Annotated in this window: 20 protein-coding genes; 2 read left to right on the plus strand and 18 right to left on the minus strand. The window is 60.8% G+C overall.

The features are described 5' to 3' along the window. Positions 1 to 37: 37 nt before the first annotated feature. The 5 genes from rpoN to CIW50_RS01605 form a co-directional block, all read right to left on the minus strand. Positions 38 to 1,735, minus strand: coding sequence for an RNA polymerase factor sigma-54 (gene rpoN, locus CIW50_RS01585; protein WP_149529541.1), 1,698 nt, complete (start codon positions 1,733 to 1,735; stop codon positions 38 to 40). 90 nt (positions 1,736 to 1,825) lie between these two features. After that, positions 1,826 to 2,839, minus strand: coding sequence for an LPS export ABC transporter ATP-binding protein (gene lptB, locus CIW50_RS01590; protein ID WP_149529542.1), 1,014 nt, complete (start codon positions 2,837 to 2,839; stop codon positions 1,826 to 1,828). A 199-nt stretch (positions 2,840 to 3,038) separates the two neighbouring features. Beyond that, positions 3,039 to 3,713 carry an LptA/OstA family protein gene (locus CIW50_RS01595; RefSeq protein ID WP_172980186.1) on the minus strand — a complete coding sequence of 225 codons (675 nt, stop codon included), beginning with the start codon at positions 3,711 to 3,713 and terminating at the stop codon, positions 3,039 to 3,041. Between the two features lie 5 nt (positions 3,714 to 3,718). Beyond that, positions 3,719 to 4,468, minus strand: a complete 750-nt coding sequence (gene lptC, locus CIW50_RS01600) for an LPS export ABC transporter periplasmic protein LptC (RefSeq protein WP_149529544.1) — start codon at positions 4,466 to 4,468, stop codon at positions 3,719 to 3,721. 162 nt (positions 4,469 to 4,630) lie between these two features. Continuing rightward, complete coding sequence (locus tag CIW50_RS01605) at positions 4,631 to 5,245, minus strand: ribonuclease D (RefSeq protein ID WP_149529545.1); 615 nt, start codon at positions 5,243 to 5,245, stop codon at positions 4,631 to 4,633. Positions 5,246 to 5,413: 168 nt separating this feature from the next. Here CIW50_RS01605 and CIW50_RS01610 point away from each other — a divergent pair, with 168 nt between their 5' ends. Continuing rightward, on the plus strand, positions 5,414 to 6,250 hold the full coding sequence (locus CIW50_RS01610) for an NYN domain-containing protein (RefSeq protein ID WP_149529546.1): 837 nt from the start codon (positions 5,414 to 5,416) through the stop codon (positions 6,248 to 6,250). A 36-nt stretch (positions 6,251 to 6,286) separates the two neighbouring features. Here the strand turns inward: CIW50_RS01610 and CIW50_RS01615 are convergent, their stop codons facing one another. The 10 genes from CIW50_RS01615 to CIW50_RS01660 all read right to left on the minus strand — a co-directional run bounded on the left by CIW50_RS01615 (position 6,287) and on the right by CIW50_RS01660 (position 16,259). Next, positions 6,287 to 7,963, minus strand: a complete 1,677-nt coding sequence (locus CIW50_RS01615; protein WP_149529547.1) for a thiamine pyrophosphate-binding protein — start codon at positions 7,961 to 7,963, stop codon at positions 6,287 to 6,289. Between the two features lie 49 nt (positions 7,964 to 8,012). Beyond that, complete coding sequence (locus tag CIW50_RS01620) at positions 8,013 to 9,515, minus strand: tripartite tricarboxylate transporter permease (RefSeq protein WP_149529548.1); 1,503 nt, start codon at positions 9,513 to 9,515, stop codon at positions 8,013 to 8,015. Further along, the gene (locus tag CIW50_RS01625) at positions 9,512 to 9,928 is read right to left on the minus strand and encodes a tripartite tricarboxylate transporter TctB family protein (RefSeq protein WP_172980187.1); all 417 of its coding nucleotides are present in this window, start codon (positions 9,926 to 9,928) and stop codon (positions 9,512 to 9,514) included. Before CIW50_RS01625 ends, CIW50_RS01620 begins: the two co-directional genes overlap by 4 nt. A 114-nt stretch (positions 9,929 to 10,042) precedes the next feature. Then, positions 10,043 to 11,008: a Bug family tripartite tricarboxylate transporter substrate binding protein gene (locus CIW50_RS01630; RefSeq protein WP_149529550.1), complete on the minus strand. Its 966-nt coding sequence runs from the start codon at positions 11,006 to 11,008 to the stop codon at positions 10,043 to 10,045. A gap of 46 nt (positions 11,009 to 11,054) precedes the next feature. Further along, positions 11,055 to 12,479, minus strand: coding sequence for a UbiD family decarboxylase (locus CIW50_RS01635; RefSeq protein WP_149529551.1), 1,425 nt, complete (start codon positions 12,477 to 12,479; stop codon positions 11,055 to 11,057). Between the two features lie 119 nt (positions 12,480 to 12,598). After that, positions 12,599 to 13,147: a TIGR02444 family protein gene (locus CIW50_RS01640; RefSeq protein WP_172980188.1), complete on the minus strand. Its 549-nt coding sequence runs from the start codon at positions 13,145 to 13,147 to the stop codon at positions 12,599 to 12,601. 34 nt (positions 13,148 to 13,181) lie between these two features. Continuing rightward, the gene (locus CIW50_RS01645; RefSeq protein ID WP_197738349.1) at positions 13,182 to 13,787 is read right to left on the minus strand and encodes a UbiX family flavin prenyltransferase; all 606 of its coding nucleotides are present in this window, start codon (positions 13,785 to 13,787) and stop codon (positions 13,182 to 13,184) included. After that, positions 13,777 to 14,157 (minus strand): cupin domain-containing protein, encoded by a 381-nt coding sequence (locus tag CIW50_RS01650; protein ID WP_149529554.1) that lies wholly within the window; start codon positions 14,155 to 14,157, stop codon positions 13,777 to 13,779. The genes CIW50_RS01645 and CIW50_RS01650 overlap by 11 nt, the downstream gene beginning before the upstream one ends. A gap of 24 nt (positions 14,158 to 14,181) precedes the next feature. After that, the gene (locus CIW50_RS01655) at positions 14,182 to 15,678 is read right to left on the minus strand and encodes a 4-hydroxyphenylacetate 3-hydroxylase family protein (RefSeq protein WP_149529555.1); all 1,497 of its coding nucleotides are present in this window, start codon (positions 15,676 to 15,678) and stop codon (positions 14,182 to 14,184) included. Positions 15,679 to 15,728: 50 nt separating this feature from the next. After that, the gene (locus CIW50_RS01660; RefSeq protein ID WP_246664097.1) at positions 15,729 to 16,259 is read right to left on the minus strand and encodes a flavin reductase family protein; all 531 of its coding nucleotides are present in this window, start codon (positions 16,257 to 16,259) and stop codon (positions 15,729 to 15,731) included. 202 nt (positions 16,260 to 16,461) lie between these two features. Here CIW50_RS01660 and CIW50_RS01665 point away from each other — a divergent pair, with 202 nt between their 5' ends. After that, positions 16,462 to 17,001, plus strand: coding sequence for a MarR family winged helix-turn-helix transcriptional regulator (locus CIW50_RS01665; protein ID WP_172980190.1), 540 nt, complete (start codon positions 16,462 to 16,464; stop codon positions 16,999 to 17,001). Between the two features lie 27 nt (positions 17,002 to 17,028). On the opposite strand, the gene CIW50_RS01670 is transcribed toward CIW50_RS01665, so the two are convergent. From CIW50_RS01670 to CIW50_RS01680, 3 genes are read right to left on the minus strand one after another with little or no spacing between them, the layout of a single operon-like run. Beyond that, positions 17,029 to 17,718, minus strand: coding sequence for a response regulator (locus tag CIW50_RS01670; protein WP_149529557.1), 690 nt, complete (start codon positions 17,716 to 17,718; stop codon positions 17,029 to 17,031). After that, entirely contained in the window at positions 17,715 to 20,435 is a 2,721-nt protein-coding gene (locus CIW50_RS01675) for a DUF4118 domain-containing protein (RefSeq protein WP_149529558.1), read from the minus strand. Before CIW50_RS01675 ends, CIW50_RS01670 begins: the two co-directional genes overlap by 4 nt. A 40-nt stretch (positions 20,436 to 20,475) precedes the next feature. Further along, positions 20,476 to 21,081, minus strand: a complete 606-nt coding sequence (locus CIW50_RS01680; RefSeq protein WP_149529559.1) for a K(+)-transporting ATPase subunit C — start codon at positions 21,079 to 21,081, stop codon at positions 20,476 to 20,478. Positions 21,082 to 21,086: the final 5 nt, after the last annotated feature.

The raw sequence follows: 21,086 nt of genomic DNA on the forward strand, positions 1-21,086 counted from the left end.
GTTGAACCGACAGTATCCCGTTTCCACGGGAGTGCAATCAAGCTGGTGCAGTGTCGCGGGATCGGTCGGGTGTTCTGTCGGACTGTGTCCTATCGGACGGAGTGGCGGGCGCCGTGAGTGCATTGCCGAGCATACTCTGCTTGTCGCGACGGCGCTGAACCGAAGACGGAATACGCATGGCTTCACGGTATTTGGCAACGGTCCTACGCGCGATATCAATTCCGGCTTCGCGCAAGCGTTCCACGATCGTGTCGTCCGAAAGTATAAGAGAAGGACTTTCTCCATCGATCAATTGCTTGATGTGATGTCGCACAGCTTCAGCTGAATGCGCTTCACCGCCATCGGCTGATGCGATCGACGCCGTAAAGAAGTATTTCAATTCAAAGCTGCCGCGATTTGTCGCCATGTATTTATTGGCGGTGACGCGCGATACCGTCGATTCATGCATCTGGATCGCGTCGGCGACGGCCTTGAGATTCAGCGGCCGCAAGTGAGCAACGCCCTGCGTGAAGAAGCCATCCTGTTGTCGGACGATCTCGGTCGCAACCTTCAGGATAGTGCGCGCGCGCTGATCGAGCGCACGCACTAGCCACGTCGCGTTCTGCAAACAATCGGTGAAATACGACTTGTCGCCATCCTTGCGGATCGTTTTCGACAGTTCGGAATAATAAACCTGGTTCACGAGAACGCGCGGCAGCGTGTCGCTGTTCAACTCGACATGCCAGCCGCCATCAGGGCCCGGCCGGACATAAACATCAGGCACCACGGTTTGCGTGCGCGCCGAGCCAAACTTCAGACCGGGCTTCGGATCGAGCCTGCGAATCTCGCCAATCATGTCGGTCAGATCTTCGTCGTCGACGCCGCAGATCTTTCTGAGGTTGCCGATGTCACGCTTGGCCAGAAGATCGAGATGCTCGACCAGCGCCTGCATCGCGGGATCGTAGCGATTTTGTTCGCGCAGCTGGATCGCGAGACATTCGCTGAGGCTGCGCGCGCAGACCCCTGGCGGATCGAATTTCTGCAGCGCACCGAGAACACTTTCCACATCGCCAGTAGAAGCGCCCAGCCGCTCATGCACGTCGCCGAGATCTTGCGGCAGATAGCCGGCCTCATCGACGAGATCTATCAAATACTGACCGATCATGCGTTGCGCGGGCGATGAGAACGCAACCGCGAGCTGTTCGGCAAGATGGCTGCCGAGCGTCACCTCGGCGGCAACGAAGGCCTCGAGATTGTAGCTGTCGTCGTTGGAGGCACCGCCGCCCCATTCGGTATAGGCGGTCGGAGCAGCGTCCTGCGCATTGCGTGCGGCGGCTTCGGCCGGCTCTTCGGAGAAGACGTTGTCGAGCCCGGTGTCCAGCGTCTGTTCGATCTCGGCGCGGGTGCCAAGCTCGCGGTTCATCCACTCGTCAGGCGCCGGCGCATCGAAGCTGTCACCGCCACCAGCCGAACGATCGGAAAAATCGGAATGGTCGCCGCCATCGTCATGGCCGGAGGCATAGCCCGCGTCGTCGTGACCGGAGAACTCGTTGCGCTCGGGGCTGGCCTCGCCGGCCACCGGCGGCTCGGGACCATCGCTGGCGCGTTCCAGCAGCGGATTGCGCTCCAGTTCATCTTCGACAAAAGTTGCGAGATCGAGATTCGACAGCTGCAGCAGCTTGATGGCCTGCATCAGCTGCGGCGTCATCACCAGCGACTGGGATTGCCGGAACTCTAGTCTCTGCGTCAGCGCCATGGAGGCAAAAACCGATCCAAAAGTTGGTCCGTTTCTTGCTTATCTCGTTCCCGGCCTGATGTACACGGCTTGACGAATTGTAAATTTGGTCTAGAGGCGGAATTCCTCGCCAAGGTAAAGGCGGCGCACGTCCGGGTCAGCCACGATCTCCTCAGGAGATCCCTCCGTCAGGATTTCACCAGCATAGACGATGTAAGCGCGGTCTGTCAGCCCCAGCGTTTCGCGGACGTTGTGATCGGTGATCAGCACGCCGATACCGCGATTGGTGAGATGACGGACCAGATCCTGAATGTCTCCGACTGCAATCGGATCGATGCCGGCGAAAGGTTCATCGAGCAGCATGTAATTCGGCCGAGTTGCCAGCGCGCGCGCGATTTCCACGCGGCGGCGCTCACCGCCGGACAGGGCGATCGACGGCGACTTCCGCAGTCTCTGGATGTTGAACTCTTCGAGCAGCCCGTCGAGTTCCCGCTCGCGTTTCTTGCGGCTGGGCTCGACGACTTCCAGCACTGCGCGGATATTCTGCTCGACTGTAAGGCCGCGAAAAATCGAAGCTTCCTGCGGCAGATAGCCGATGCCAAGGCGGGCACGCTGATACATCGGCAGCTGCGTGACGTCGTGGCCATCCAGCTCGATGGCGCCGCTGTCGGGCTTGATCAAGCCGGTGATCATGTAGAACACCGTGGTCTTGCCAGCGCCGTTCGGTCCGAGCAGACCGACGGCCTCGCCGCGGCGAACATAGATACTGACGCCGCGGGTGACCTGGCGTGAGCCAAAGCTCTTTTTGATGTTGTGGACGGCCAGATAGCCCGCGCGCGGGGTAGCTTTTGGCGCGGCGGCGCCATTGGTTCTGGGCCGCGGCGGTGCCCTCTCCGGACGGCGGGCCGGCGCCTGCTGCGGAGCACGTGGTGCTTCCGCCCGGGCTTGCGGAACCTGGGGACTATCCGGAGCGGTGCGCGCCAGCGGCGGCGCCTCGCGGCCCGGATTGCCGAGCATGTCGCCCATGCTGTCGCCGAGCGCGGTGATATCGACTGGCGAGCGCGCAAAGCCTTGCGGACCGCGTTTCGGAGCGCGCCGACGGAACATGCCGAGGAAATCAACCATTCGCGCTTCGATCAGCCTTTAGAGATCATCCGCGCCCAGGTCGCGGCATGTTCGATCCACTGGGAACAACATGGCGGACTAGATGTCCATTGCCCAGCCGAACGCCAAGCCTTCCATATCGATTAAAACAATGGCGATAACGGGTTCCGCGACCAGATTCAACCGGGGCCCGGTCATCCCTGGCTGCAAGCCATTCGAGTTACTTGGGTTTTCCGCCTCCGGGGCCTGGGATGATCGAGGTCGGGCCACCACCACCCTTTTGCTGGCCGGACGACTCGAACATGCCTTGGACCCTGCCGCTGTTGGATTCGACGCGCGACGTCCCCGTGGTCATATCCACAGTCAGGCGATCTCCGCGCAGCACATTCTTGCCCTGGGTGAGCACGACGTTGCCCTGCATGGTGACGAGATTGGTCCGGGTATCGAACACCGCCGTTTCGCCAGTCACAACCTGGTCTTTCTGGGTGACGATCACGCCGCCACGTGCTTCGAGCCGCTTGATCGCCGACGAACCGCCGGGGCCCGGCTGCGCCGCCTTGATCGGCGCCTTGGGCGCGGCCTTGGCAGCCGACTCATTCGCGGAACCGCCGCCGTCATAGAAGACCACGAGGGTCTTCGATTTCATCGTGGTGTCGCCCTGCACGACCTTCACATCGCCCGCGAAGGTGGCTTCCTTTTTCTTGTCGCGCATTTCCAGCGATGCGGCCTCAATCTGAATGGGCTGGTCGCGATTCTGCGAGAAGCCCTGCATCGCATTCGGCACACCCTGCACCGCGCTCTGCGCATTTGCATCGCCCATCAGAGTGAGCACGAGCACGGCGATCACAACACCGGTCAATCCGAGCAATCGGAAGTTATTGATGGGAAATATCATCACATTCATTTCGCGTTGGCGCGCTTGCCGTTGACGGCCCGCGGTTTCACGGGCTCCGGCGCGACTTCGGGCTCTGCCGCAGACTCAGGCTGAGCCGAAGCATCCGGCGAAGGCGGGTCCATCTTCAGGTTCATCGAAACACCGCCCTCAAACCTCACCAACTCACCGTGTTCCGTAATACGCATCCGTTGCCCGAGCAAAGTACCGTTGAGAAGTTTGACATCGACCGGCTCGTTCGATGTGACGGTGCCATTGCCGATATCAATGTCAGCCTGCGTCAGCTTGGCCTCGTAGCCGGTCGTCGTTTGCAGGAAAATGTCCTGATACAAATAGAGCATCTGCGATTTCGAATTGAACTTCCCGGTACGGGCATCCATCGTCATCGTCGACTTGTCTTCCATCATCACCTTGGCGCGCAAGGTCGTCAGTTCGACATTGTCGGGGTCCGTCAGATCCTGCGTCGCTGCCTTGGCCCATAATTCATAGGGCCGCCCGTCCGGCGAGAAGCCTGACAGATGCGGCGTCTCCATGGTGATCTTCGTCCCTGAAACGACCAGATTACCCATGTCGAGCGGCAGCTTGGCGAGGATCCGGAACGGATTGAAGATCGACACGCTGACGATCGCCGCCATCGATAGAATCACAACGGCAGGGACAGCGATCCGCAGCACACGCACCAAACGGCTATGGCGTGCAGCGGCCCTGAACCGCGCATCCATACCCGCCTGATAGCTGGGGACCTGAACTGAACTCACCGACGCTCCAACGGGCCAAACCGACATGGCATGCCAAACCAGCGTCATTCTACGCTGAAATGCACCGATTGGCAGCCCCGCCCCACCAGAACGAGGAGTATGACCGAAACGCGGCGGGGGTGACCCTCAAGTGTTTCCGAAAGTCACTTCGCCGCAGGCGGGTCATGAATGGGCGAAAATGTCCTCGTTTTCCCAGCCCGACAGATCCAGCTTGGCCCGGGTCGGAAGGAACTCGAAACAGGCCTGTGCCAGCTCGGTGCGGCCCTCGCGCGCCAGCATCAGGTTCAGGCGCTCGCGCAGCCCATGCAGATGCAGCACGTCCGACGCGGCATAGGATAGCTGGGCCTCGCTGAGGGTCTGATTGCCCCAGTCGCTCGACTGCTGCTGTTTCGACAGATCGACACCAAGGACTTCGCGAACCAGATCCTTCAGACCATGCCTATCGGTATAGGTGCGGCACAGGCGAGAGGCGATCTTGGTACAATAGACCGGCGCAGGCATCACGCCGAGCGCATTGTAGAGCGCAGCGAGATCGAAACGCGCGAAGTGGAAGATCTTGGTGACCTTGGGATCGCCGAGCAGCTTTTTCAGGTTCGGCGCACCCGTGTGGCCCATCGGAATCTGGACGACATCCGCGCTTCCGTCGCCGGGCGAGAGCTGCACCACGCATAGCCGGTCGCGATGCGGATTGAGACCCATGGTCTCGGTGTCGATCGCAACTGAATCGGTGTAGCGGCTCAGATCTGGCAGATCGCCGCGATGCAGGCGGATGGTCATGGTCTCAATTGCCTCTTTCAGCGCCCGCGATTCGCGGGATTGGGTGACTTTACCGCGCAATGGCGGGGCTGACGAGGGATACGCTCCCTCAGGTATGTTTCGCCTGCAGCAAAAAGCTGACAGACTGAGCGGGCCATCATCTATCGCGCCAACGGGCAGAGGTCGCAGATGAACGTCGCACAGCAGCGTTTGCCCCGTTTCGCGGTGCTGATCGATGCCGACAATACGTCCCCGCAGATCGCCGGCAGCTTGTTCGAGGAAATCTCCAAGTTCGGCGAAGCCAGCGTTCGACGGATTTACGGCGACTTCTCGAGTTCGCAACTCAGATCCTGGGCCGATATCCTGCAGAAGCACGCGATCGATCCCTACCAGCAGTTCGCCTATACGAAAGGCAAGAATGCGTCCGATATAGCGCTCGTCATCGACGCGATGGACCTGCTCCACAGCGGACGCTTCGACGGATTTTGCCTGGTATCATCCGACAGTGATTTCACCCGCCTTGCCTCGCGGCTGCGCGAGCAAGGCGCTGACGTCTACGGTTTCGGCACGCGCAAGACACCCGAGAGCTTTCGGCAGGCCTGCCGGCGCTTTGTCTATACGGAAAACCTGATCGCCGAGCGTGCGACGACTACGACCGAGCAGCCGCCGGCGGCGGCCACCCCGAAGACCCCCGCTGCAGCGATTCCCATTTTAGAAAGGGTCGTTGCCCAGCTTGGCAATGAGGACGGCTGGGTCAATCTGGACCGCGTCGGAGAGCAGCTTCCGAACTTCGTCTCCGATTTCGATGTCCGGAATTACGGTTTCAGAAAATTAAGCGATCTCGTGCGTAAGACTGAAATCTTTGAGATCGAGAAGACCGAGGCCGGGCGCCTGAGGCTTCGGGCCAAGCCGAAGGCAAAGCCGGCAGAACCGAAGCCGACGGAAACAAAGACGAAACGGAGAGCGACAGCCGGACGCGCCAGGAAATCTGCCAGGGACCGCGAAAAAGCCGCCAGCTCGAACTAGCGACTTTCCAGCTCAACGCCAAGCTCCGGACCAGTCTCAGATGCGTCTGTCAGGCGTCAACTGATTGCGATTAACGCGCAATTCGATGATCGAGGGGCCCTTGGCCTCCACCGCCCGGGCGAAAGCCGCGGGAAATTCCTGATGCGTTTCGAGGGCCTCGCCATGGGCGCCGTAGGATCGGGCGAGTGCCGCAAAGTCAGGATTGAGCAGATCCGTGCCGCTCGGGCGATTCGGAAAATGCAGCTCCTGATGCATTCGGATCGAGCCATACATCGCATTATTGACGATGATCACGATGATCGGTAGTCGCTGCTGGACCGCGGTGGCGAATTCCTGGGAGGCCATCATGAAGCAGCCGTCGCCGGCCAGGCAAACAACCTTGCGCTCGGGATAGCGCAACTGCGCGGCAATCGCAGCCGGCAGGCCGTAACCCATCGAGCCGGACTTCGGCGCGATCTGGGTACCCAGCTTTCTGTAGCGATAATAGCGATGCAGCCAGATCGTGTAGTTGCCGGCACCATTGGTGACGATGGCATCGTCCGGCAATTCGGTATTGAGGTGATCGACCACCATAGCGAGATCGAATGGCGGCGCATCAGCGCGCGACGCCTGATAGTCGATATAAGCCTGACGCAACTCCGCGCGCCAGCCCGCCCATGCCTCGCTGTCCAGCGCCGGCAGATCGGCTAGCGCTTCGACGAAGCGCGAGGAATTAGCGGGAATGCCGAGAGTCGGCACATAGACGCGGCCGAGCTCTTCGGGTCCCGGGAAAACATGGATCAAAGTCTGTTTCGGAGTCGGCACGTCGAACAGCGAATAGTGATTGGTCGTGACGTCTCCGAGCCTGTCGCCGATCACCAGCAGCAGATCCGCCGTCTTGACCCGCGCCATCAACGGACGGCTACAACCGAGACTGATATCGCCGATATACTGGTCGCTGCGGTTATCGAGCACATCCTGTGAGCGGAAACCGGCGACGACCGGCAAATCGTTGCGTTCGACGAAGGCCCTGAACTGTTCGGCTGCGGCCGAGGTCCAGCCGAGATTGCCGACGATCACCAGCGGCCGCTGCGCGGTTTGCAGCAGCGCGCGCACTTCGGCCATCTGCGGCGCCGACGGCGAAGCTTCGATCACTGTCGCAGAGGTCGCGTCGGTTACGTCGCTCATCGCGCTGAGCACGTCTTCGGGGATCGAAAGCACGACCGGCCCCGGACGTCCCTGCATCGCGACGTGGAAAGCACGGCTGACCAGTTCCGGAATGCGATCGACGGAATCGATCTCGACCACCCATTTCGTCATATCGTCGAAGGTTCGGACGTAGTTCATTTCCTGAAAGGCTTCGCGGCCCAGATGACTACGCGGCACCTGACCGACGATCAGAATCATCGGTGTGGAATCCTGCCACGCGGTATGCAATCCGAGCGCGGCCTGCATGGCCCCCGGACCGCGACTGACGACACAAATTCCGGGCCGCCCCGAGATCTTGCCGTCGGCTTCAGCCATGTGAGACGCCGTAGTCTCGTGCCGGCAGACAATGAAGCGGATTCCGGCATCCGGCTCATACAACGCGTCAAAGATCGGCAGCGCGCTTTCACCCGGCACGCCGAACATGCGATCGACGCCATTGCGGCGGAGTGCGGCGACGAGAATCTCTCCGCCATTGCGCTGACCGGTCTGACCGACAGATGATGAAACCGGATCGTGCTTGTTCATGGCGTCTTTTGTCCTCACTTCATCCGCGCAACCACCGGCGTGATCCGCGTCACTCCTGGAACACTTCGGTCCGACGTTTGCTGATCGACGGCATCACGATGGAGATCAGCAGAGCTGCCGACAGGAGGAGAAGGACGAGGCTGATCGGTCGCTGCAGAAACACCATCGGATCGCCATACGAGGTGATCAGGCTGCGGCGGAAATTCTCCTCGACCATCGGACCGAGCACGAAACCCATCAGCAATGGCGCAGGTTCCGCATCCAGCTTGCGCAGGATGTAGCCGAGCGCGGTAAAGCCGACGGTCATGTAGATGTCGAAGCTCGAATTATTGACCGAGAACACGCCGATCGCACAGACCACGGCGATAATGAGATAAAGAATACGATAAGGCACATTGAGCAGCCGCACCCAGATCCCGATCATTGGCAGGTTGATGATCACCAACATCGCATTGCCGATGAACATGCTGGCGATCAGGCCCCAGAACAGATCCGGCTGACGCGAGATGATGGTGGGACCCGGAGCGATACCATGCAGCGTCAGTGCGCCGACGAGTAATGCCATCGTGGCGCTGGTCGGAATACCCATGGTCAGCAGAGGGACGAACGATGTCTGCGCGGCGGCATTGTTGGCCGATTCCGGACCTGCAACGCCTTCGATAGCGCCGTTACCGAACCGCTCCGGTGTCTTCGACACCCGCTTCTCGAGCGCATATGACGAGAATGATGCAATCGTGGCACCGCCGCCGGGCAGGATGCCGAACAGCGTGCCCAGCAAGGTGCCACGCATCACTGCGCCCCAGGCTCCACGCAACACCTTGAACGATGGCCAGATGCTGGTGATTTTCGAATGGTTGACGATACGGGTGGAAACACCTTCGAGATTCGAGATCACTTCGGCCACGCCGAACAGACCCATCACCAGTGCGACGAAGTTGATGCCGTCGGACAACTCGATCAGACCGAACGTCATTCGCGCTTCGCCGGTATTGATGTCCATACCAACCATACCAAGCAGCAGGCCAAGGAAGATCATCGACACGGCGCGGAATGCCGAACCATTGGCCAGCACCACCGCGGACACGAGGCCGAGCACCATTAAAGAAAAGTAATCGGGCGACGCAAATTTCTGCGTCATCAACGCCAGTGGCGGACCGAGGAGCGCTATCACCACGGTGCCGAAACAGCCGGCGATGAAGGAGCCGATTGCAGCAATCGCCAGCGCCTCGCCGGCCCGACCCTGTTGCGCCATCTTGTAGCCGTCGATGGCGGTGACGACGGACGTGGACTCGCCCGGAATATTGACCAGGATCGCCGTAGTAGATCCGCCATATTGCGCGCCGTAGTAAATACCGGCGAGCATGATGATGGCCCCGACCGGATCGAGCGCGTAGGTGGCCGGCAGCAGCAGTGAAATGGTGGCCACGGGACCCAGGCCGGGCAGAACGCCGATCAGCGTGCCGCAGACTGCACCGATCAGGCAGAACAAGAGATTGAGCGGTGTCGCGGCAACCGAAAAACCATGTCCGAGCGCGGAGAAAACATCCATCATGGCAGCACGCTCACCGGAATCTTGAGAAGCCAGACAAAGATGATTGAGGACGCGATCGCCAGCGCGACAGCGGTAATCGCAGTCGCCTGCCATGTGGATTCACGCGACGCGAAATGCGCCAGACCAACCTGCACCAGGATCGCAATGGCGAGCCCGGCCCGCTCGACAAGCAAGCCGAACGCGGCGAAGGACAGCAGGATGAAGAACAAGGGACGCAGATGGACCGTACCAACCGGAGCACCTGCAGTCGTCAGCCCCTTAACGATCATAGTGAGACCCATGCCCAGCAGAATCAAAGCCAATCCGAGCGGGAAGTAGCCCGGCCCCATCTCAAGCACGGTGCCGACGGTCAGCGTGCGGATATAGAGCAAGGCGACGGCGGCAACCACGACGAGAAGCAAGCCCGTGTACAAGTCCGAATTTCCACGCTGCGCGATTGATTTCATGGCGGGCCCTTATGCCGTCTACCGTCGAAACGAAGACCGGACAGCACCTGTGTGAAACAGGCACTACCCGGGATTACGCGCTCAGGTCTTCTTCTCGGAGATTTCCTTGAGCAGCGTGCGCCACTGATCGACTTCCCTGGTGATCTGCGCCGTGTACTCGGCAGGCGTAGTAAACATCGTCGACGCACCTGCGACGGCCATGTTCTTCTTCACTTCCGGATCGGCGGCCATTTTCTTCAGGGCGTCTGACACTTTCGCGATGATCGCATCCGGCGTCGATGCCGGCGCCATGACGCCGTTCCACGACTCCACTGCATAGCCAGGCGACACCGTCTCCGCGACCGTCGGAAGCTTCGGCGTGAACTCGCTACGGGTCGCAGATGTCACCGCCAGTGCACGGACGGTATTGGCCTCGATCTGCGGCAGCGCGTCGGTCATGTTGGTGAAGGACAAATTGACTTCGCCCGAGACCACGGCCGCGGTTGCCGGCGAGCCGCCCTTGAACGGCACGTGAGTCATCTTGGTGCCGACACGCGCATCGAACAGCGCGACCGAGAAATACATCAGCCCGCCTGCACCGCTGGAGCCATAGGTCAGCTTGCCCGGATTGGCCTTAGCGTATTTGACGAGATCTTCCATCGAATTGATAGGCAGGGATGGATTGACAATCACGGTTTGCGGAATCGTGCTGACGACGCTGATCGGCTTGAAGCTCTTGATCGGATCGTAAGACGTGGTCTGTGCGACCGGCGCGATCGAGATTGCCCCGACACTGCAGACGCACAGCGTGTAACCATCACCCGGTGACTTCGACACCAGATCGGAACCAACGATTCCGCCGCCACCGGCGCGGTTATCGACGATCACCGTCTGGCCGAGCTCCTTCTCAAGGAAACGCGCGGTGATGCGACCGACCGCATCGGTGTAGCCGCCCGGCGCATAGGGCACCACGAGTTTGATCGGCTTCGTCGGCCACTCCTGCGCCGAGGCAGTGGTGGCACTCAATCCGGTGCCCATCAGCAGGGCCGCTACCAGAAGTCGCTTCATCGGTTTTTCCTAGTGATTGAGAAAATGTCGAGAGGGCTTCAACTATTCATGCAATGTTCGTTCCCACGAGCCCGAGTGCCTGGGTCGCCTTGTCTTCACCCGCGGCAAAATGGCTGAGCTCGATATCGGTCTTCGCGAACTCAACGCGCCGGAACTTGTCCTGATCTTCGAATGGCACCGTGGCGTCGATGCCAAGCTTGGTTCGAATGCCTTCCTTGCTGACACGCACATATTCATGGCCGCGCGCGCCGGGAATCAGAATGAGATCGCTCGACGCCTCCATACGCGTTGCGACAGCGTATTCGACATCGATGGGATCGCGAATATCGATGTCATGGTCGACCATGGTAATCAGATCGAGATCCTTCAGCGCACCGAAGGCGGCCATCATCGCATTGCGCTGCAGACCGTTATGCTGGCGGCTCTGCTTCTTCACCTGAATGACCGCATGAAAACGATGCAGGCCACCTGAGGTCATTTCGACGTCGGTGACGATCGGAATCGCTGACTGCAGCACCTTGAGCAGGCTGGCCTCGAGCACGTATTTGCGGAGGATGATGGTCTCGCGACCGAAGCCGTTGATGACGTGATAGATCGGCCGCATGCGATGCGTAACGGCCGTAATTTTCAAAACGGGTGCATCCGCCGCCGGCGCGGCGAAGCCGACGAATTCGCCGAACGGACCTTCGGGGGCAACGTCATCGACCAGGATCTCACCTTCCAGCACGAATTCGCATTCGGCCGGCACGATCATATCCTGCGAGACGGCCTTGGTCACCGTCAGCGGCTTGCCGGAGAGACCGCCGGCAACAGCCAGCTCATCGGCGCTTTCCGGCATCTGCGAGCCCATCGTCGCCGCCGTGAAATGAAGCGCGAGATCGGTGCCAATGCAGACCGCGACCGGCAGTGACGTGCCGCGCGCCTTGGCGCGCTCGAATGCGAGGCGAAGATGGCGTCCGAAATCGAGTTTAATAGCGACGCGATCCGGCCCCAATAGCTGCAGCCGGTGATAGGACGCATTGTAAATGCCGGTCTCCGGATCCTTTACGATCACAATACCGGCGGTGATGTAGCGACCCGCATCGCCCGGTGCATGGAACAGCGCTGGCAGTAACTTGGTAATATCAAAACCGGTCTTCAGCACGACTTCCTGGGACGGCGCGGTGGTGACGACTTCCGGCGGCAACGGACCTCCCATCGCGCGCTGCACGAGACCGCGGATGCCGTTGAAATCGAGACCAAACGCGGCCTCGCAATTTTCCTTCGAGCTCAGCAGATTCCCGACCAGCGGAACGTCATAGCCCTGCACGGACGGAAAAAGCAGCGTTTGCCGCCCATCGTGCTTCTTCAGGATTGCCGCGATCTCCAGATGCGGATCAGCAGGCTTCTCGAATGTCAGGATGCGATCATTCTTGGCCAAGCGCGCCAATGCGGAACGGAACCGTGTATCGAGAATCTGCGGATGCGGCATGTCGATCTTTTTCTCGTTTTCGCCTGATCACGTAAATGCGAAGAAAGATAGCTAAGTACCAAAGCTAGTCAAGCACGCTCCCTAGGCACGGACTGACTAATTTCGATGCGTGCATTGCATCATTGCAGTAATTTATCAGTGGCTGAGAGGATTGCCCCGATCGCAGGCGACAGCCCTTCGATCCGGCGATGATGCTCCTTGCCCAGCGCATGACGAACGACATGGCGCAGGACGTCACTCACCTCGCCACGCGTCGATCTGCGCTGCTGTGAGGCATACTGCCCCAACCATGCGACGAGCAGATCATTCTCCAGCGACTCGGCGGCGAGCTCTCCAGTCTTGATCAGCACGCGTAACTGTTCGCTGGCGACCGATGGCGCGGGCGCCGGCCCCAACTTCAACGCGGTTCGGATCGTGCGGAGGGGTTGTACGATCTGTTCGCGCCAGGGACGGCAGGCACGATCCATATTCTCGATGTCGGAAGGAGTGAGAGGAATACGCCGCTGCGCCACCGCAAAAGTAGCAACCAGCAGGAGCATCACATCGACGCCCGCCTCAGCCTGCAGCTTCAGGCAAGCGTCCGACACGCCGGGTTCCGCATAAAGCTTGAGGGCAAAGGCCCAACTTTCACGTGCGGTGAGCGGCCCGTCATCCGTCATTGTCGTCATGCCACCAGATCGGGTGAAGCCGACAATACCGCGTTCATGGGATATCCCTGGTCTTGGCGGGATTGAGGCCATTCCAGCGGCTCACCACATCGGTCTGGATATCGAACAGATCGAGCACGCGCCCCAACGTCTGGTCGACCATCTGTTCGATACTGGCAGGCCTGGCGTAGAAGGCCGGGACCGGCGGATAGACGATGGCGCCGATTTCAGTCACTGCCGCCATCGATTTCAGGTGGCCGAGATGCAGCGGTGCTTCGCGCGCCATCAGCACCAATCGACGACGTTCCTTCAGCACAACATCGGCGGCACGCGTCACCAACGACGAGGTCACGCCACTGGCGATCTCCGCCAGGCTGCGCATCGAGCACGGTGCGATCACCATGCCTATGGTCTTGAACGACCCGGAGGAAATCGTCGCGCCTATATTGTCCGCCTGATGCACGACGTCGGCCAGGTCGGCGACGTCAGACACTTTGATATCCAGCTCCTGGGTCAGCGTGATCTTGGCCGACTTGCTCAGGACAAGATGCGTTTCGACGTCAGTTGCCTGCAACAGCCGCAGCAGACGGACACCATAAATGGTGCCCGATGCCCCGGTGATGCCAACGATCAGACGCCGCGGCGCTATGTCAGGCTGGATCGAAATAGTGGATCTCCATCAGAACGCAACCGCCGACCGACTTGAACGGGCCATGATAGGCACCGGGGGGACGGCAGGCATAAGTGTTTGGCTTGAAAGACTCGCCGCCATTGCCCTGCTTGTCGTTGCCGACGATCAGGTCACCGGTGAACAGGAACACCTCTTCCCAGTATTCGTGCACGAACGGCTCGGTGGTGTAAACGCCCGGCTCGAAGCGCAGCAGGCGAGTCCGGCTGCCACGCTTGTTCGCCTCGTCGAGCGCGCCCGACAGGATCTTCTGCTGGATGCCGGCCGGATAGCCCGTGGGCGTCTCCCATCCCGAGGACATATCGACGGTGCGGAATTCATCGTGAAGTTTGTTGATGGCCATGGTCAGGTTTCCTGAAGGGACGGATCAAGCGACTGCGCGCGGCGAAGCGGCCGGCGCAGAAGTGGAGACTTCATCGGCAAGGTCATAGCTAGACAACATCTTGTCGAGCAACGCCGCCGATTTCATCCAATCATAGGTGCGGAAGGCATGGCCCTTGGTGACAAAGGTCGCGCCGGCAAAAAACATCTCGTATTGCGCGTGACGCGAGGCAAATTCGGACCCGACTGCGTCCCAGGCCAGCTTGTAGAACTTGACCTTTTCGGTCGCGCTCGCGGCCGGCGACTGCTGGGTCTTGCCGATCAGGCGCGCCAGTTCCGGATTGGCGAAGTCCTTCACGGACGAGGGCAACATGATCATGCCGCCGCCGGCGAGTTCACGCAGGGTGTTGATGATCTTGGAATAGAGCTGCTGGGTCAGGACCTGCGCCGAATACAGCATCGCCCGGTCCGGCACGAAATAGGGCCCGCGCTGCGCGCCCTTGGTCTCCATCGCGACCACGAAGGCCTCGACCATCGAGACTTCGGCCGAGAGCTGGCCGAGCATTTCCTTGACCTGTGGGAAGCCGACAACACCATTCGTCTCGGCAGTCCGGCGCGCGATGCCCGTCAGGAAGCGCAGCTTCACCGAGAGCCGGATCATGGCCTGGTAGTTCTGGTACACATGCGCCGGGGTGGCGTGGAACTGCTTCTGGCACATCGCGATGTCCTGATCGATGAACACCCGATCCCACGGCACCTTCACGTCATCGAAATACAGCACGGCGTCGTTTTCATCGAACCGGCTCGACAGCGGGTTGTCGAACACCGACGGCGACGCGGCCTCGTAGGACTTGCGCGACAAGACCTTCAGGCCCTTGGTGTTCATCGGAATCGCGAAGGACACCGCATATTTCTCATCGCCGGGCTGCAGCGGCTGAATGCAAGTGACGAACACTTCATTGGCCATGATGCCACCGGTCGCCAGCATCTTGGCGCCCCGGATGGTCAGCCCCTCGGCATCGCGCGACACCACGCCTGCCGACAGGAATGGATCGGCCTGCTCGGCCGCGCTCTTGGAGCGATCAGCCTGTGGATTGATGATGACGTAAGTGAGGTAGAGGTCGTTGTCGCGGGCGTAGCGATAGTAGTCTGCCAGTGCCTTGGCACGATCCTTGTCGTAGGCCTCGAACACCTCAACGCCCATATACATACCAGCGACGCAGGACGCGACGTGATCCGGCGCGCGGCCCATGAAGCCGGCATGCAGATCGGTCCAGGCTTCCAGGCCACGGCGGCGCTTGACCAGCGCGTCATAGTTGCCGGGCAATTCCCAGATCCGGTTGGCGCGGGTGCCCGTCTCGGTCTCGAAGGTCATCAGATCGCGATTTTCCGGCGCACTCTGGAAATCGAACATCCGCCCGATCGAAGCCACCGCCCCCCGGAACGCCGGATGGGTGGTCACGTCATCCACCAGTGCGCCATCGAGATAGATTTCACGGCCGTCGCGCAGGCTCGCGATGTGCTGTTCGCCGGTCTTGATCATGGTTTGCCTCGGTCACTTTCAGTCATGAGTAGCATTTCAGGTGCGTTATTTCAGTAGTGCATCGGCAGCGGCCATTCCGGGCTGCGCTCGCTACTCGCGAGGCTGCGATAGGCTCCGCGAAAGAAAATCAGCGGTTCGTTGGCCGGATAGGCGGTGAACTTCACCACCCGGCCAACGAAGATCACATGGTCCCCGCCATCATATTGCGCGTACGGCGCGCATTCGAAGTGCGCGAGCGCGCCGGCGATCAGGGGCGCCGCCTCATGGCCTAGCGTGTGCTCGACCGCCGCCCACTTGTCGCCGAGCGCCCTGGCGAACTTGTTCGACAGATGCTCCTGGTCGCGACCGAGGATGTTCACGGCATAACCCTTGGCGTCGGTCATCGCCTTGAGGCTGAAGGCCTTGCGGTCGATCGAGAACAGGATCAGCGGTGGGTCCACCGAGACCGAGTTGAACGAACTCATGGTCAAGCCGATCGCCTGGCCATCGGCCGCTTCCGCCGTGATCACGGCGACGCCGGTGGCAAACTGTCCGAGCGCCTGTCGGAAGGCGCGGGGATCCACGTCCGCAGTGGCGCCCATGGTCATCTCCTGATCGCGAAACCTGAACGACGCGCATTAGCTTTATAACAAAGCTATATTATCGAACGAAAGAGCGCGCTGTCAAGCATGGCTGACCTGCTATCAAACCGCACTGGTTCCAACTTGTTTGTGCGTAACGCCGCCGCTATACGACTCATAGGTGTGCGGGGACCTGATGGCGACTAGAAGCAAATCACGTAAAATGAAGGTAGAACCGACGATTTCGCGGCCACAATTGATGGTCGACGGATCGGATCGGGCTTTCCGCCAATTTGTGCATGACACATTGGCGTTTTCGGCGCGGCTTCAGGCTGTGCGCGGGCAACTCGGCGCAGTGATAGGCCTGTCCGGCACGCAATACACCGTGCTGATCGCCATTGCTCATTTGAGCGGCACAGATGAGAAGATCGGCGTCAATCAGGTCGCCGAGCATCTGCACTTCAGCGGCGCGTTCATTACGATCGAAATCAACAAGCTGGTATCAAACGGCCTTGTTGAAAAAGAGACCGATGAGGAAGACCGTCGCCGCGTCATCCTGACCATCACGCCGAAAGCGCGCGCGCTGCTCAATGAACTGGCACCCGTTCAGCGTCCGGTGAACGATATGCTGTTTCGCAGCATGTCGGCTGCGGATTTCGAGCGAACGCGCAAGCTGATGTCGGAGATGGTGGAAGCCGCCGACGAGGCGATCCGCCTGCTGGACTACAACGCACCGGCATCGGTCTCCCGGCAGACCAAATAACCTGCTGTTTGGCGGTTTTCTCGTCGGCTAATCTCCGGCACGCAGCCGATAGCCGATACCCGTTTCCGTCAGGACGAATTGCGGGCGTTCCGGATCAAGCTCGATCTTTTGCCTGAGCTGGCGGACATAGACGCGTAGATATTGCGCGTCGGTGAGCTCGTCCCACAACTCCTTCAGCAGAAACCGGTGAGTCAGCACCTTGCCGGCATGCTGGACCAGGACCCGCAGCAACTCATATTCCTTTGGTGACAGTTTCACCTCACGGTCACCCACCTTGACGATGCGGCGCACCAGATCGACCGACAATTCCCCGGAGCGGAATACCGGCCGCTCGCCGTGAACCTGTAGCTGATGCCGGAGCGCAGCCCGCATGCGCGCCAGCAACTCATCCATGCCGAACGGCTTAGTGAGATAGTCGTCGGCACCGAGATCGAGCGCCTGCACCTTGCCGGCTTCATCGCCGCGGCTAGACAGCACCACGATCGGCACACTGTCGTCGCGGGCGCGAATCATCTGCAGCAGATCGTGGCCCTGGATGTCCGGCAGACCCAGATCGAGAATGATCAAAGCGGGCTTCTCCGCCAGTTTCTCCAGCGCGATCTTGCCGTTGCTGGCCTCAAGGATGTCATAGCCCTGGGTGCTGAGGCCCATGCGCAGCAATTTGCGGATCGGCGGCTCATCATCGATGACCAGGACCTTGATGGCGGCGGTATTCATGCAGCGGTGTCCAGAGCTTCGGAGGCCGGCGGGATGGGAAGGCGGATGGTCAGCACGGCGCCTGATCGATCGGCGCTATTGGTGGCCGAGATAGTGCCATGCATTGCCTCAACGAAGCCCCGGGAGATCGCAAGGCCGAGGCCGGTACCCGCCCTGACGTGATCGCCCTTGTTGGCGCGGTAGAATTTATCGAACACCTGCTCGAGATCCGTGGGTGGGATGCCCGCCCCCTCGTCCGTCACCTGCAGCGAGACTGAGTCCGCATCGCGCATGGCCCTGATCGTGATGGTGGTGTCATCCGGAGCATATTTCGCGGCATTGTCGAGCAGATTGAATAGCACCTGCTCGAACAGCACTGCATCAAGCTCCAGCATCGGCAGGTTTGGCGCCAGATCGAGCGCGACGCGATGCCTGCTGAGGATCTTGCCGGCCCGGCGCAGCGCGCTGCCGACGATCTCCGCAAGATCGTGCAGCGTTGTGTTGGGAACAACTGCACCGGATTCCAGCTTGGTCATATCCAGCAGATTGGCGATGAAGCGGTTGAGCCGTTCGGATTCGTCGATCACGGTACCGAGCAGATCGGCTTTTTCAGCTTCGGTGAGCTTCGGCGACAGATCACGCAGTGTGGAGGCCGCGCCGAGCACGGAGGCCAGTGGCGTCTTCAGGTCATGCGAGATCGAGGTCAGCAGCGCCTGACGCAGCCGGTCGGATTCGACGTTGCGCTGGGCGCGGTCCATGTCTTCGACGAGTTGCACGCGCTCGATGGCGAGTGCGCTCTGATCCACAAGCGCATCCAGCAACCGGCGCTGGTCCGGCGTCAGCAGCGGTCCCGTGCGATCGTCATCGATCCCGATCACGCCGATCGGCCCGCGGCCGGTACGCATCGGAAGAAACAGCCGCTTCGCGCCGGGTAACGTCTCGGACCCACGACCGGCCGGGCGATCATTGCTCCAGGCCCAGTTGGCTGCGGCCAGATCGGCCTTGTCCAGTTCGTCCTCGGGAGGATACCCGGCCTTGACGGTGATCACGCCCTGCTCCGGCAGGAGCAGCACAACCCGCACCTTCAGCATCAATGCGATCTGATAGGCGCTCGCCCACAGCACATCGTCGAGCGCCGCCGTGCCCGCCAGCTTTCTGCTGAAAGCATAAAGCGACTCGGTTGTCCGCACGCGGCCGAAGGCCGAGACGGCCTGGGTGCGTACCCTCGCCGCGACATTGGAGACCAGAATGGCGATCAGCATGAAGAAGAAGAACGCCGCGACATTGGTCGGATCGGTGATGGTGAGCGTATAGACCGGCGGCAGGAAGAAGAAATTATAGCACAGCGATGCCGCGACGCTCGCCAGCAGCGAAGGCCAGAGACCAAAGCGCACGGCGACGCCGACCACGGCGGTGAGAAACATCAGATCGACATTCTCGATCCCGAAGATCGGACGCAGTAGCGTTGCGGCCCCAAGAGCCACCGCCACGACCGCCAGCGCCGCAATATATGGCTTTGCATCGAACGGCTCGACGCGATCGGTCATCTGCGCACGTTTCGCGGCGGGTTCGGCCGGCAGTGCATCACCCGCGATCACATGCACGCTGATATTGCCGGCGCGCCGGACGAGATCATGAACCACCGAACCGCGCACCAGTTCGAACCACCATGATCTCGACGCCTTGCCGATCACGATCTGGGTGACGTTATTGGCATGGGCATAGCCGAGCAGATCGTCGGCGATCCGCCGTCCAGCCCCAGGAATCGTCAGGGCTTCTGCGCCAAGTGCTTCGCCGAGCCGCAGCGTATCGGCCAGTCGGTCACGCTGTTCCTCGGTGAGCTGAAGGCTGCGCCGCGTTTCGATACTGACCGCTGTCCACGGCGCGTGAAGCCGATCCGCGAGACGCTTGGTGTAGCGGACCAGCCCGGCAGAGCGCGGGTCCTCACTGATACAGACCAAAATACGCTCGCCGACAGCCCATGGACCGGCGATGGCATTGGCCTGCATGTGAGTGAGCAATTGCTCATCGACGCGATCCGCCGTGCGGCGCAGTGCTAGCTCGCGCAGCGCCGTGAGATTGCCGGGCGAGAAATAATGCTCCAGCGCGCGCTCGGCCTGTTTGGGAACGTAGACCTTGCCTTCCCTCAGGCGCTGGATCAGATCGTCCGGCGTCAGGTCGATCAACTCGATGGCGTCAGCCCGATCGAACACCGAATCCGGCACGGTCTCGCGCACCCGCACATGAGTGATCTGGGCGACCACATCGTTCAGGCTTTCGATGTGCTGGATATTGACTGCGGTGTAGACGTCGATCCCGGCGGCCAATAATTCCGCGACGTCGAGATAGCGCTTCGGGTGCCGGCTGCCCGGCGCGTTGGTATGAGCAAGTTCATCGACAAGCGCTATCCGCGGGCGCCGTGCGATCAACGCATCGAGGTCCATTTCCTCGAGAACCTGGCCCTTGTGATCGATACGGCGCCGGGGAATGACTTCGAGGCCCGTGAGCAGCGCCTCGGTCTCGGCGCGGCCATGAGTCTCGACCACGCCAACCACCACATCGACACCCGCCTTGCGCCTGGCATGGGCGCTTTGCAGCATCTCGTAGGTCTTGCCGACGCCAGGGGCGGCGCCGACAAAAATCTTCAGCCGCCCGGCCGCACCTTCCTCGCGCCTTGCTGTTTCCAGCAAGGCCTCAGGCGAAGGTCGTTGGTCGGGATCGCGGCGCTGATTTGCCATAAGGCAATATAGTCTCCGCTACGGCTGCGGCCTAGACGGCCTATTTGGGTGCGGCGGCATCCAGCGCGAGATTCAGCGCGAGAACGTTAACGCGCGGTTCGCCCAGCAGACCGCCGAGGCGGCCCTCGGTCTTCTCGGTCACCAACTGACGGACGCGATCCTCAGGCAGCTTGCGCGCCTTGGCGACGCGGGGGACCTGAAACAACGCGCCCTCCGGCGAGATGTTCGGGTCGAGTCCGCTGCCGGACGCGGTGACGAGATCGATCGGCACCGGCATCGACGGATTCTCCGCTTTCAATTTCTCAACATCCTCCTTCACGCGATCGATCAGCGCCTTACTGGTCGGACCAAGGTTGGAGCCCATCGAGTTGATGGCGTTGTAAGGCTGCGGCACCGTCTTGGTGGAATCCTGCGGGTCGGGACCCAGGGTCGCCGACGGACGGCCGTGGAAGTATTCCTCACCCTTGAATTCCTGACCGATCAGGGACGAGCCGATAACCTTGCCATCGCGTTCTATGAGACTGCCCTGCGCCTGGGTTGGCATGATCGCCCCCGCAATGCCCGTCATCGCGAGCGGATAGCCAAGGCCGGTGATGGCAGTGAGGCCGAGCAGCAGAACGATGGCTGGACGAATTTCTCTCAACATAACGT

Source organism: Tardiphaga sp. P9-11 (assembly GCF_008329525.1).
Classification (GTDB): Bacteria; Pseudomonadota; Alphaproteobacteria; order Rhizobiales; family Xanthobacteraceae; genus Tardiphaga.